This is a genomic window from Streptomyces sp. NPDC006385, assembly GCF_040612485.1.
GTDB lineage: Bacteria > Actinomycetota > Actinomycetes > Streptomycetales > Streptomycetaceae > Streptomyces.
On the sequence record NZ_JBEXQG010000086.1, the window covers coordinates 18,977 to 31,987 of the forward strand.

Sequence of the window (13,011 nt, forward strand, 5' to 3'; positions counted from 1 at the left end):
ACGGCGGACACTACAAGGCCATCGTGGTTTGTCGAAGGCTGGATGCCGGTGGTACCGTCAATCGGGAGGCAGGGGTTTGGAAGTCTTCCGGAGATTCCATTGTATTCTGCCCCCCGCTGACGCAGGTGGTAACCCCAGGAATCATGACTAGGGGACATTAAGGAGTTGGCCGCTCATCAGATGGAGGGTTTGGTCAATCAAAAGGCGGTCAAATTCCTTTCCTGAACGCGGCCAGAAAGCGACCTCCGGCATATCCATTGTCGGGGGTCGCTCTCTTGTGTGTCGGGGTCAGCGGCCAAGACCCGCTCTTTGTCGATATCGGTGCATCCGTCTCCAACCGCCTCGGTTCGAATGGAGACTCGATTTCATGAAAGGGTCGAGTCATGGCACGACCTTCCCGTTACCCACTTGAGCTCCGCCGTCGTGTGGTGCGCATGGTCGCCGAGGTGCGCGACGACTACCCGAACGAGACGGCCGCCTACAGGCGGTGGCCGAGAATCTCGACGTCGGCTCCCGCGAGACGCTGCGGAACTGGGTAAAGCAGCACGAGATCGACGCGGGGACGCGTCGGGGGATGACGACGGAGGAGTCCGCCCAGCTCAGGCTCGACCGGCCACACACGCATCGACGAGCACCGGGACTGCTTCGGCGGCGTCGAGCCGATCTGTAGAACGCTCACCGGGCACGACTGCAAGATCGCCCCTTCCACGTACTACGCCCACAAGAAACGCCTCGGAACTCCCTCCGCCCGCAGCTTGCGTGATGAGAACTCAAAGAGCGGATCCAGGAGGTCTACACGTCCAACTACCGTGTCTACGGGGCCCGGAAGATCTGGCGCGAGTTGCACCGGCAGGGACATGTGGTGGCCCGCTGCACCGTCGAGCGCCTCATACGCGAACTCGGCATCACCGGCGCCGTCCGCGGCAGGAAGCTGATCACGACGACCAGCGATCCGGCCGCGGAGCGGGCCCCGGACCTCCTCGACCGAGACTTCGTCGCCAGTGCCCCGAACCGCTGCTGGGTCGCCGACTTCACGCATGTCGCCGCCTGGAGCGGTGTCGTCTACGTCGCCTTCGTCGTGGACACCTTCTCCCGGCGTATCGTCGGCTGGTCGGTCTCCACCGCCAAGGAGGCCCAACTCATCCTGGACGCCGTGGAGATGGCCCTGTGGCAGCGTGACCGCGAGGGCCGCCCGCACACTCCCGGGCAGCTGATCCACCATTCCGATGCCGGCAGCCAGCTCAGGTTCAACCGGTCGTTGCAATACCAGCTTGTTGGATCGACTGTAGCTGCTCATTGAGGGCTTCGGCCGGAGTCTTCCAGACGAGGGTCTTGCGTGGTCGGCCGTTCAGGGTGGCGGCGACGGCATCGAGCTCGGCGGTCGTAGCGGGAGAGGTCCGTTCTCTTGGGAAAGTACTGCCGCAGCAGCCCGTTGGTGTTCTCGTTGGTGCCGCGCTGCCAGGGGCTGTGCGGGTTGGCGAAGTAGATCTCCAGCCCGCTGTCGATGCGCAGTTGGGCGTGCTCGGCCATCTCCGAGCCCTGGTCCCATGTGAGTGTCCTGCGCAGTTGCTCAGGCAGTGAGGCGATCGTGGTGGCGATGGCGTCCCGGACCGCCGCGGCGCCGTGTCCGGCCAGTGCCGGGCCGTTCTTCTCCCGGGGGCCGCCGTGGCCGGGCATCTGCGGAAGGTGCAGCAATATCGTGAACCGGGTAGTGCGTTCGATCAGGGTGCCGATCGCCGAGCTGTTCAGCCCGATGATCAAGTCGCCTTCCCAGTGGCCGGGGACCGCCCGGTCCTCCACCTCGGCTGGCCGCTCGCTGATCTTCGCCTGATCGGTGACGAACTTCTTCCCTGGTCCCTGGGTGCGGGCCTGGGGAACCCGCAGGGCGCGACCGGTGCGCAGGCAGGCGGACAGCTCACGCCGCAGACCGCCCCGACCCTGGATGAACAGCGCCTGATAGATGGCCTCGTGGGAGATGCGCATCCTGTCGTCCTCGGGGAAATCGAGCGGCAGGCGTCGGGCGATCTGCTCGGGACTCCATGCCGTCCCCCACCGCCGGTCCGCCCTGCCGCACGTGCCGCCGCTTCTTCCACGGTACTTCCGGGCCGACTGCATCGCTGCCGTCCTCCGCTCGCACGGTCCCGGCCAGGCGGTCCAGCACCCACTCCCGCAACCGCGGATTCTCGTCCAGCTTGCAGGACCTGGGCCGACGAGCCTGCCGGTCCGCGTGCCACTGGGCGACCGAGGGCCGGTAGTCCAGTGGCACGCCACGGGTGGCAGCGTTGCGCTGCAGCTCACGCGAGATCGTCGACGGCGAACGCCCAAGCTCCCGTGCGATCTCCCGGATCCCACGGTCCTTCGCGCGCAGCAGCGCATTCTCCTCACGCTCGGCGAACGACAGGTAGCGGCCCGAGGGCTCGTCCAGGCTGATCGGCGGTATGCCGCCACCCTCAAGGAACCACCGGCCGCCCAGCGGCTGCGACACCCCGCACGCGGCACCCGCCTCCTCGCTGGAGAGCCCCTGTGCAATCAGCCTCCAGAACTGACGCTTCTCCGCCGCCCGATTGACGGGCGGTCTGCCCGGCAACCGCAACGGCGGCCGCCCCGCCCGCAACGCCGCACGCGCGCGTCCTTGCACCACAACACACTCCCTCTGCCACGAAGTGTTGCGACGACCACTTGAATCCGCCCAGCTCGCCGAACACCTCGACGCGGACGGCATCGCGGCGAGTATCGGATCAGTCGGAGATGCGTACGACAATGCCCTGATGGAATCGACGATCGGCCTGTACAAAACCAAGTTGATCAAACCCCAGCGTCCCTGGAGGTCCCTCTCCCACGTTGAGTTGGCCACCGCCGAGTGGGTCGACTGGTACAACCACCGACGCCTCCACGGTGAAATAGGCCACGTTTTGCCCGTCGAGTACGAGGCCAACCACTACATGGAATCCACGAAACCCCAGGTCACAACCACAGTCTGAGATCTCTACCGAACCCGGGGCGGTTCAGCCGCATTGAGGTCCTCGATCTCGTCGGCACCGATGACGGCCCCGGTACTCCGCTTGCTGCGCCGCAGCCTCTTCTCCAGCCAGCTCGCGAAGCTGGTGATGATGAAGTTCAGCACGATGTACATGATCGCCACCACGACGAAGCTTTGGATGACGTTGGCATAATTCGCCGCGAGCGTGCCACGCGAGTTGAGCAGCTCGGTGAACCCGATCATCACGCCGCCCAGCGCGGTGTCTTTCACGATGACCACGAGCTGGCTGACGATGGCCGGCAGCATGGCGGTGACGGCCTGCGGCAGCAGGATGCTGCGCATCGTCTGGTTCTTGCGCAGGCCGATCGCCATCGCGGCCTCTGTCTGCCCCTTGGGCAGAGCGAGGATGCCGGCCCGTACGACCTCGGCGAGGACGGCCGCGTTGTAGAGCACCAGGCCGGTGACGACCGCGTAGAGAAGGCGCTGTTCAGTGGTGACGTTCGTCCAGCGGTCGTAGAACTCGTTGGCGAACAGAATCAGAAGCAGGACCGGGATAGCCCGGAAGAACTCGACCACCGCGCTGGCCGGGACCCGCACCCACCAGTGGTCGGAGAGGCGTGCGATACCGAAGACCGCGCCCAGCGGAAGGGCGATCACCATGGCCAGCGCCGCGGCCTTCATTGTGTTGCCGAGACCCGGCAGCAGATAGGTCGTCCAGGCTTCCGACTGGGTGAACGGCTTCCACAGGACCCATTCCAGCTGGCCCTTTTCATCAAGCTTGTACCAGACGAACCAGGCCAGCAGGGCGAGCAGGGCGAAGAAGATCACCGAGACGAGCACATTGCGCCGCTTGGCGCGGGGGCCCGGAGCGTCGTAGAGAACGGAGGTCATCGCTTCACCGCCAGTCGCTTGCTCAGCCAGCCGAGGAAGAGGCCGGTGGGCAGGGTCAGTACCACAAAACCGAAGGCGAAAATGCCGCTGATGAGCAGCACCGCAGCCTCGTTCTCGATCATTTCCTTCATCAGGAGGGCGGCCTCGGCCACGCCGATCGCGGCCGCCACGGTGGTGTTCTTGGTCAGGGCGATCAGCACGTTGGCCAGCGGGCCGATGACCGAGCGGAAGGCCTGCGGCAGCACGATGAGCCGGAGGGTCTGGCTGAAGGTCAGCCCGATGGCACGGGCCGCCTCGGCCTGTCCGAGCGGCACGGTGTTGATGCCGGAACGAATCGCCTCGCAGACGAAGGCCGCTGTGTAGGCGACTAGACCGAGGATCGCCAAGCGGAAGTACTGGGTCTTGAAGTCGTCGCCGCCCATCGTCACGCGGAAGATGTCGGCCAGGCCGAGTGAGGTGAAGATGATGACGACCGTCAGGGGGATGTTCCGGACGATGTTCACGTAGGCCGTGCCGAAGCCACGCATGAGCGGGACAGGGCTGACCCGCATCGCGGCCAGGAGGGTGCCCCACACCAGGGAGCCGACACCAGAGAACACGGTGAGTTGCACCGTCGTCCAGAAAGCGCCCAGCAGGCTTGGGTTGTCATAGTCAGAAAGAAAGTCGAACACGATCTCCCGCGCTTCCGGGTGGATGGCGTACGTGGACAGCGCGGCGTGCCGCTGCCTTGATCGCGGTGGGCGGCGGCACGCCGATGGACCGTTGCGCTACTTGACGATTTCGCCGATCTTCGGCGCGGGCTCGTTCTTGTATTTGGCCGGACCGAAGTTGTCGGCGACCGCCTTGTCCCAAGCCTTCTCGCTGACCATCTTCTCGAGCGCGGCGTTGATCTTGTTGAGGGTCTCGGTGTCGCCCTTCTGCACACCGATGCCGTAGTTCTCGTTGCTCAGCTTGAGGCCGGCGAGCTTGAACTGACCCTTGTACTGCTCCTGGGCGGCGTAGCCGGCGAGGATCGAGTCGTCCGTGGTCAGAGCGTCCACGGCGCCGCTCTGCAGAGCGGAGAGGCACTCGGAGTAGCCCGTCCTCTCCGTCAGATTGGCCTTCGGGGCGAAGTCGTTCTTGACATTCTGCGCCGAGGTCGAGCCGGCGACCGAGCACAGGTTCTTGCCGTTGAGGTCGGTGGCCTCGGTGATGTCGGCGTCTGCCTTGACCAGCAGGTCCTGGTGGGCCAGCAGGTACGGGCCGGCGAAGTCGACCGACTTCTTGCGCTCGTCGTTGATCGAGTAGGTAGCCGCGATGAACTTCACGTCACCGCGCTTCAGCGCGTTCTCGCGGTCGGGAGTCTTGGTCTCGACGAACTCGATCTGGTCGGCGTCGTAGCCGAGTTCCTTCGCCACGTACGTGGCCACGTCAACGTCGAACCCGGAGAAGGAACCATCGGGCTCCTTCAGGCCCAGACCCGGCTGGTCGTACTTGATGCCGATCTTGATCTTGTCGCCCCCACCGGAACCCGAACCACCCTCGTTACCCCCATCCCCACCACCACAAGCGGTAGCAGTAAGCGAGAGGACGAGTGCAGCAGCGGCCGCGGCGGAGACCTTGCGGAGCTTCATGGTGAACATCCTTTGCGTGATGAAGAGGTGCGTCCCGTCAGAGGGGTGTCCCCTCGCAGGGTTGGATGACGCAGGTCGTCGAGTGCGTGAAGCAGTCCGTCACTGGTGCGGGATCGCACCCGTCAGTGGTGCAGGATCTTGGACAGGAAGTCCTTCGCGCGGTCGCTGCGCGGGTTGCTGAAGAACTGGTCCGGCACAGCTTCTTCGACGATCTTGCCGTCCGCCATGAACACCACCCGATTGGCGGCCGAACGGGCGAAGCCCATCTCATGGGTGACGACGATCATGGTCATGCCGTCGCGGGCGAGCTGCTGCATGACCTCCAGGACCTCGTTGATCATCTCCGGGTCGAGAGCCGACGTCGGCTCGTCGAAGAGCATGACCTTGGGGTCCATGGCCAGCGCCCGGGCGATGGCCACACGCTGCTGCTGGCCACCGGAGAGCTGGGCGGGGTACTTGTCCGCCTGGTTGGCCACACCCACCCGGTCGAGCAGGGAGCGGGCCTTCTCCTCGGCCTTCTTCTTGTCCGCCTTGCGGACCTTGATCTGGCCCAGCATCACGTTCTCGAGCACGGTCTTGTGCGCGAAAAGGTTGAAGGACTGGAAGACCATGCCGACATCGGCACGCAACTTGGCCAGCGCCTTGCCCTCCGCGGGCAGGGGCTTGCCGTCGATGGCGATCGTGCCGGAGTCGATCGTCTCGAGACGGTTGATGGTGCGGCACAGGGTGGACTTCCCGGACCCGGAGGGTCCGATGACCACGACGACCTCGCCGCGGGCGATCGTCAGATCGATGTCCTGGAGCACGTGCAACGCCCCGAAGTGCTTGTTCACGTTCTTCAGGACGACCAGGTCGCCGGTCGCGGCCACGTCTTCCTTGGCCACCGATACTTCGGTCATCGCTCTCAGGCTCCGTCCTCCTCGGTTTCGGAGGACAGTAATAACCGTATCCGACCTGCGTCATTAGTTCTGAGGGGAATCTGAGCATCACGATCCGATAGCAATCGGACACGTGTCGTAGCACTTGTGGCCTGGACGCGTACCGGGTGGATAACGGAAGCCGCGAGCAACCGGAACCCACTTGACGGCGTCCTCGTCCATCAGCGTGACTGCCATGGTGCGTGCGTGCGGGCGCGCGTGCATGCGAGCCTGCACACACTGTGTACCCACCAGAACCGTACGGCCGGTGAACCGAAGGGGGCCGGGGTGAGACTGCTCCTCGTCGAGGACGACAACCATGTCGCCGCCGCGCTGTCCGCGGTGCTGGCACGGCACGGTTTCGACGTCACGCACGCGCGCAGCGGCGAGGAGGCTCTGCAGGCGCTCGTCCCGGAGGGCAACGGCTTCGGCGTCGTCCTCCTCGACCTCGGCCTTCCCGACCAGGACGGTTACGAGGTCTGCGGGAAGATCCGCAAGCGCACCAGCACCCCGGTGATCATGGTCACCGCCCGCTCCGACGTCCGCTCCCGCATCCACGGCCTCAACCTCGGGGCCGACGACTATGTGGTGAAGCCGTACGACACCGGCGAGCTGCTCGCCAGGATCCACGCCGTCAGCCGGCGCACCGTCCAGGAGGACGCCGGGGCGGGCGGCGACGGTGTGCTGCGCCTGGGCGCCGTGCGCATCGAGCTGCCCACCCGTCAGGTCAGCGTGGACGGTGCGGTCGTCCAGCTGACCCGTAAGGAGTTCGACCTCCTCGCCCTGCTGGCCCAGCGTCCCGGCGTGGTCTTCCGCCGTGAGCAGATCATCAGCGAGGTGTGGCGCACGAGTTGGGAGGGGACAGGGCGCACCCTTGAGGTGCATGTGGCGTCCCTGCGCGCCAAGCTCCGCATGCCGGCACTGATCGAGACCGTACGCGGCGTCGGCTACCGACTCGTCGCTCCGGCCGCGTAGTGGGCAAGGGTGCGCACTCGTCTTCTCCCGCTGCTCATCGTCCTGATGGCGGCCGTGCTGCTCGCCCTCGGCGTACCGCTCGCCGTCAGCCTCGCCTCGGCGCAGCAGCAGAAGGTGGTCGTCGACCGGATCGACGACACGGCGTACTTCGCGGCCATAGCGAGGCCCGCCGTCGACACCACGACGGGATCGCGCGACGAGCTGGGCGTCCTGAGCCGGGAACTCCAGAGCTACTACGAGGTCTACGACATCCGCGCCGGTGTCTTCCTGCCCAATGGCAGGCCCCTGACCGACGGGCCGGCGACCTGGTCCCTGCCCAAGACCGGCGAAGTGTTCGACGCCTTCAAGGAGTCGCTGCTCAGCCGGCGCAGCCACGACCCCAAACAGGTGTGGCCCTGGCAGCGAGGGCGTCTCGTCATCGCCTCGCCGGTCATCCGGGACGGTGACGTCGTCGCGGTCGTCGTCACCGACTCGCCCACCGGGCAGATGCGTTCGCGGATCCTGGACGGCTGGCTGATCATCGGCGCCGGTCTGACGGCCGCGATGCTGCTGGCCGTCGGGGCCGCGCTCAGGCTGACCGGCTGGGTGCTGAAGCCGGTCCGCGTACTGGACACCACGACGCACTTGATCGCGAGCGGGCGCCTGAAATCACGGGTCGCGGTGGCCAGCGGTCCGCCGGAACTCAGACGGCTGGCCCGGTCGTTCAACGAGATGGCGGACAACGTCGAGGACGTGCTGGAGCAGCAGCGCGCCTTCGTCGCCGACGCCTCGCACCAGCTGCGCAACCCCCTCGCGGCGCTGCTGCTGCGCATCGAACTGCTCGCTTTCGAACTACCGGAGGGCAATGAGGAGATCGCCTCGGTCCAGGCCGAGGGCAAGCGCCTGGCGCAGGTCCTGGACGACCTGCTCGGTCTCGCCCTGGCCGAGCACACAGAAGCCGATCTGCGGCTCACCGACATCGGCGCGCTGACCGCCGAGCGCGTCGCGGCCTGGGCGCCCACCGCCGATGCCAAGGGCGTACGGCTGGTGGGGGACTGCCCGCCCACCACCGCCTGGACCGACCCGGTGGCGTTGTCCAGCGCGCTGGACGCGGTGATCGACAACGCGGTCAAGTTCACGCCGAAGGACGAGCGCGTCGAGGTGACCGTCGCGTCCAACGGCACCACGTCGACGATCGTGGTGACCGACAACGGCCCCGGCCTCACCGACGAGGAACTCGCCCGCGTCGGCGACCGCTTCTGGCGCAGCGGCCGGCACCAGAACATCAAGGGCTCGGGTCTGGGTCTGTCGATCTCGCGGGCGCTGCTCGCGGCGAGCGGCGGCTCCCTCTCGTACGGCCACCACGAGCCGCACGGGCTGCGGGTGACGGTCACGGTGCCCAGGTCGGCGCCGACCCACTAGCGGGCCGGCGGCCTCCTACGGTTTGACCGAGCGGTAGTAGTCCTTGGCGCCCCGGTGCAGGCGCAGCGGGTCGGTGTAGATCGCCGTGCGCAGGTCGACGAGCTGCGCGGAGTGGACGTGGGCGCCGATGCGGTCACGGCTCTTGATCACCGTGCGGGTGAGCCATTCGGTGAGCCGGCGGTCCATGTCCTCGCGGGTGATCAGCAGGTTGGAGACGGCGATCGTCGGCACGGCCTCGCCGTTCTGGACCTTGCGGTACGCCGACTCCGGAATGCTGGTCGCGCGGTAGAAATGGGCCGCGTCGCCCTGGGCGTGCATCTTGGCGACGAGCTCCGTGTCGATCGGCACGAACCGGAACCCGGAGGTCTTGGCGATGTCCTCCAGCCCGTCCGTGGGCACGCCGCTCGACCAGAAGAACGCGTCGAGCTCGCGCCCCAGCCGCTTGGGGCCGGTGTCGATACCGTCCGACCTGGGCGTGATGTCCTTCTCCGGGTCGATGCCGGCCGCCTCGAGCACCCGCGTGGCGATCAGCCGCACACCGGAGTGGGGCAGCCCTATGGCCACCCGCTTGCCCTTCAGGTCGGCGACGGAGCGGATGTCCGAGTCCGGCGGGACGACGAGCTGGACATAGTCGTCGTACAGGCGGGCGACACCGCGCAGCCGGTCGGTGACGGGCCGGCCGTCGATCCGGAACGTGTCCACGGCGTCGGCGGCGGCGATCGTGAAGTCGGCCTGCCCGGTCGCCACCCGCTCGACGTTCTCTTGCGACCCGGCGCTCGTCAGCAGCCGCACCTTCAGCTGGGGCATGTCCTTGGCGAGCTCCTTGCGCAGAAGGTCGCCGTACTCCTGGTAGACCCCCGCGCGCGTGCCCGTACTGAACGTGATCGTCCCGCTCGGCGGGTCCTCCCCCAGGGGCAGCAGCCACCACAGCAGCAACGCCAAGGCGACGAACCCGGCGGCCGCGCCCTGCACGGCCCGGCGCCTGGTGATGCGGGTGAGTGCCTTGGACATGGGCGAGATCCTGCCAGCCGGTACGGGGTGCTGACCAGGGCAGGGGTCACAGGAGACGGGGCGGGAGGGGGCGGTCGGCGCCACCGGTGCAGATGACTGGGCGGGAGCGGCGCCCGAGACACCGAGAGGGCCCCCGGTGCCGTACGCCTCCCCGACGGGGTTGTCGGACCCGGCCGCTACAGTCGGCGCATGAGTTCCTCCCCCGCCGACCTGGTCCGTGAATTCCACCTCGCCTTCGGGCTCGACGCCCGCAGTACGCCGACCGAGGTCGCCCCGGAACTCGCCGCGCACCGTGGGGAGCTGCTCGCCGAGGAGGCGGCGGAGGTCGCCGAGGTCTCCGTCACCGGCCCGCTCGACAAGCTCGCGCACGAGCTGGCGGACGTGGTGTATGTCGCCTACGGCACGGCCCTGGTCCACGGGATCGACCTCGACGCCGTCCTGGCCGAGATCCACCGCTCCAACATGACCAAGCTGGGCCCCGACGGCCAGATCGCCCGCCGGGCCGACGGCAAGGTGCTCAAGGGAGAGCACTACGAGGCACCGGACGTGTCGAGCGTGCTGCGCCGCCAGGGATGGGCGGCTGACGGGGAGTGACGCCGGTCGGGTCCTTGGCTGCTTCCTCTGCTTCCGCCGCTTCCTCCGCTTTCGTCAGCTGCGGATGAAGTCGGGGAGACCGGCGTCGAACACGTCCTCGCAGTCGCCCACCAGGCCGTGCCGACCTTCGTGCGGCGATCGTCCCCGGATCCCCGCACCGGGACGGGCGCCTCCCGGGACCGCCTACCCTTGAGGGCATGACCAGCAGCAGTGACCGGAGCCTCGCAGTGGACGTTCAGGGATCCAAGACCTACGAAGTGCGCACCTACGGGTGCCAGATGAACGTCCACGACTCCGAGCGATTGTCCGGGCTGCTCGAAGAGGCCGGTTACGTCCGCGCGCCCGAGGGCTCGGACGGCGACGCGGACGTCGTCGTCTTCAACACCTGCGCGGTCCGCGAGAACGCCGACAACAAGCTGTACGGCAACCTCGGCCACCTCGCCCCGAAGAAGGCCAGACGGCCCGGGATGCAGATCGCGGTCGGCGGCTGCCTCGCGCAGAAGGACCGGGACACCATCGTGAAGAAGGCGCCCTGGGTGGACGTCGTCTTCGGCACGCACAACATCGGCAAGCTGCCCGTCCTGCTGGAACGCGCGCGCGTGCAGGAGGAGGCGCAGGTCGAGATCGCCGAGTCGCTGGAGGCGTTCCCGTCGACGCTGCCGACGCGGCGCGAGAGCGCGTACGCGGCCTGGGTCTCCATCTCCGTCGGCTGCAACAACACCTGCACCTTCTGTATCGTCCCGGCGCTGCGCGGCAAGGAGAAGGACCGTCGCCCCGGCGACATCCTCGCCGAGGTCGAGGCCCTGGTCGCCGAGGGCGTCTCCGAGATCACGCTGCTCGGCCAGAACGTCAACGCGTACGGCTCCGACATCGGCGACCGCGAGGCGTTCAGCAAGCTGCTGCGGGCCTGCGGCAGGATCGACGGCCTGGAGCGCGTCCGCTTCACCTCCCCGCACCCGCGTGACTTCACCGACGACGTGATCGCCGCCATGGCCGAGACGCCGAACGTGATGCCGCAGCTGCACATGCCGCTCCAGTCCGGCTCGGACACGGTCCTGAAGGCGATGCGCCGCTCCTACCGCCAGGAGCGCTACCTCGGGATCATCGAGAAGGTCCGCACCGCCATCCCCCACGCGGCGATCAGCACCGACATCATCGTAGGCTTCCCCGGCGAGACCGAGGAGGACTTCGAGCAGACGCTGCACGTGGTGCGCGAGGCCCGCTTCGCACAGGCGTTCACCTTCCAGTACTCCAAGCGCCCCGGCACCCCCGCGGCCACCATGGAGAACCAGATCCCCAAGAAGGTCGTCCAGGAGCGCTACGAGCGTCTTGTCGCCCTCCAGGAGAAGATCTCCTGGGAGGAGAACAAGAAGCAGGTCGGCCGGACGCTGGAGCTGATGGTCGCCGAGGGCGAGGGCCGCAAGGACGACACCACCCACCGCCTCTCCGGCCGCGCCCCGGACAACCGCCTGGTCCACTTCACCAAGCCGGAGCAGCAGGTCCGCCCCGGCGACGTGGTGACCGTCGAGATCACGTACGCCGCCCCGCACCACCTCCTCGCCGAGGGCGCCGTCCTCGACGTGCGCCGCACGCGCGCGGGCGACGCCTGGGAGAAGCGCAACGCCGCCGAGGCCGCCAAGCCGGCCGGCGTCATGCTCGGCCTGCCCAAGGTGGGCGTGCCGGAGCCGCTGCCCGTGGTCACCGGGGGTTGTGCCGTCGACTGACCGGCCCGCGGGATGTGTCCCGGGCCGGTCCAGGGCGTCGCAGTAGGCTGCCGATCATGCTTGTCGCCGCCGCAGTCTGCCCGTGCCCGCCCCTCCTCGTGCCCGAGGTCGCCGCAGGCGCCGCACCGGAGCTGGACGCCGCGCGTACCGCGTGCACGGACGCGCTCGGCGTCCTCGCCGCGGCCCGACCGGACCGGCTCGTGGTCGTCGGGCCCGCGGAGGAGAGCGAGCACGGGGCGTACGACCAAGGTGCGCCGGGCTCGTTCCGGGGCTTCGGCGTCGGCGTCGACGTACGACTGGGCGCGGGACAGGGCCCGGGCGAGGGTGCGGGGCAGGCTGCGGAACCGCGACGTGCGCTTCCGTCCTCGCTGGCCGTTGCCGCCTGGCTGCTGGAGCGGACCGGGTGGTCGGACGCCCCGATCGAGGGACTCGGAGTGGGGGAACCTCTGGGGGCCGAGCGGTGTATTGAAATCGGAAGGGACATCGCCGCCCGGGCCAAGCGGGTGGCACTGCTGGTGATGGGCGACGCCAGCGCCTGCCGCACGCTCAAGGCTCCCGGCTACCTCGACGAGCGGGCGGCGCCCTTCGACGCGTCGGTCGCGCGTGCCCTGGGCAAGGCGGACGTGGCCGCCATCAAGGCGCTCGACACCGGGCTCGCGCACGAGCTGAAGGCCTCGGGCCGAGCCCCGTGGCAGGTCCTCGCGGGCGCCGCCGAGGAGGCGGGACTCGCGGGCGCCCTGCTGTACGAGGACGCGCCGTACGGGGTGGGCTACGTGGTCGCCACCTGGTCGTAGCGCGCTCTCGTCGCGACCTGAGCGTGCTTGGGGCCGCCGGAAAACGGCGGCCTGCACTCCGCCATCACCGTGGCCGCGGCGTCCGCGTGGACCACGGCCGCGTGCCTCGCC

10 protein-coding genes and 3 pseudogenes are annotated in these 13,011 nt (G+C 68.0%); 7 read left to right on the forward strand and 6 right to left on the reverse strand.

The genetic code is table 11. The features are described 5' to 3' along the window. Positions 1 to 778: 778 nt before the first annotated feature. Positions 779 to 1,300, forward strand: a pseudogene (locus ABZ078_RS38570) (DDE-type integrase/transposase/recombinase); the annotation flags it as partial. Here the strand turns inward: ABZ078_RS38570 and ABZ078_RS38575 are convergent. Next, a pseudogene (locus ABZ078_RS38575) lies at positions 1,248 to 2,638 on the reverse strand (IS30 family transposase). The pseudogenes ABZ078_RS38570 and ABZ078_RS38575 sit on opposite strands and share 53 nt — an antisense overlap. Before the next feature lie 79 nt (positions 2,639 to 2,717). Here ABZ078_RS38575 and ABZ078_RS38580 point away from each other — a divergent pair. Next, positions 2,718 to 2,981, forward strand: a pseudogene (locus ABZ078_RS38580) (integrase core domain-containing protein); the annotation flags it as partial. A gap of 5 nt (positions 2,982 to 2,986) precedes the next feature. Here the strand turns inward: ABZ078_RS38580 and ABZ078_RS38585 are convergent. The 4 genes from ABZ078_RS38585 to ABZ078_RS38600 form a co-directional block, all read right to left on the reverse strand. Then, positions 2,987 to 3,871 (reverse strand): amino acid ABC transporter permease, encoded by an 885-nt coding sequence (locus ABZ078_RS38585; RefSeq protein WP_356583204.1) that lies wholly within the window; start codon positions 3,869 to 3,871, stop codon positions 2,987 to 2,989. Then, positions 3,868 to 4,542, reverse strand: a complete 675-nt coding sequence (locus tag ABZ078_RS38590; protein WP_356583205.1) for an amino acid ABC transporter permease — start codon at positions 4,540 to 4,542, stop codon at positions 3,868 to 3,870. The genes ABZ078_RS38585 and ABZ078_RS38590 overlap by 4 nt, the downstream gene beginning before the upstream one ends. A 96-nt stretch (positions 4,543 to 4,638) precedes the next feature. Beyond that, positions 4,639 to 5,484, reverse strand: a complete 846-nt coding sequence (locus ABZ078_RS38595; RefSeq protein ID WP_356583206.1) for a glutamate ABC transporter substrate-binding protein — start codon at positions 5,482 to 5,484, stop codon at positions 4,639 to 4,641. Between the two features lie 122 nt (positions 5,485 to 5,606). Next, positions 5,607 to 6,383: an amino acid ABC transporter ATP-binding protein gene (locus ABZ078_RS38600; RefSeq protein ID WP_356583207.1), complete on the reverse strand. Its 777-nt coding sequence runs from the start codon at positions 6,381 to 6,383 to the stop codon at positions 5,607 to 5,609. 306 nt (positions 6,384 to 6,689) lie between these two features. Between ABZ078_RS38600 and ABZ078_RS38605 the strand changes: the two genes are divergently transcribed. Continuing rightward, positions 6,690 to 7,376, forward strand: a complete 687-nt coding sequence (locus tag ABZ078_RS38605; RefSeq protein ID WP_356583208.1) for a response regulator transcription factor — start codon at positions 6,690 to 6,692, stop codon at positions 7,374 to 7,376. 9 nt (positions 7,377 to 7,385) lie between these two features. After that, complete coding sequence (locus ABZ078_RS38610) at positions 7,386 to 8,777, forward strand: HAMP domain-containing sensor histidine kinase (RefSeq protein ID WP_356583209.1); 1,392 nt, start codon at positions 7,386 to 7,388, stop codon at positions 8,775 to 8,777. A gap of 15 nt (positions 8,778 to 8,792) precedes the next feature. Here ABZ078_RS38610 and ABZ078_RS38615 read toward each other — a convergent pair whose 3' ends face one another. Continuing rightward, entirely contained in the window at positions 8,793 to 9,788 is a 996-nt protein-coding gene (locus ABZ078_RS38615) for a TAXI family TRAP transporter solute-binding subunit (protein WP_356583210.1), read from the reverse strand. A 189-nt stretch (positions 9,789 to 9,977) separates the two neighbouring features. Here ABZ078_RS38615 and ABZ078_RS38620 point away from each other — a divergent pair, with 189 nt between their 5' ends. From ABZ078_RS38620 to ABZ078_RS38630, 3 genes are all read left to right on the forward strand, one after another. Continuing rightward, a complete protein-coding gene (locus ABZ078_RS38620) occupies positions 9,978 to 10,382 on the forward strand; it encodes a MazG nucleotide pyrophosphohydrolase domain-containing protein (RefSeq protein ID WP_356583211.1) in 405 nt (134 codons plus the stop codon). A 197-nt stretch (positions 10,383 to 10,579) separates the two neighbouring features. Continuing rightward, positions 10,580 to 12,106, forward strand: coding sequence for a tRNA (N6-isopentenyl adenosine(37)-C2)-methylthiotransferase MiaB (gene miaB, locus ABZ078_RS38625; RefSeq protein ID WP_356583212.1), 1,527 nt, complete (start codon positions 10,580 to 10,582; stop codon positions 12,104 to 12,106). 56 nt (positions 12,107 to 12,162) lie between these two features. Continuing rightward, positions 12,163 to 12,900 carry a class III extradiol dioxygenase subunit B-like domain-containing protein gene (locus tag ABZ078_RS38630; RefSeq protein WP_356583213.1) on the forward strand — a complete coding sequence of 246 codons (738 nt, stop codon included), beginning with the start codon at positions 12,163 to 12,165 and terminating at the stop codon, positions 12,898 to 12,900. Positions 12,901 to 13,011: the final 111 nt, after the last annotated feature.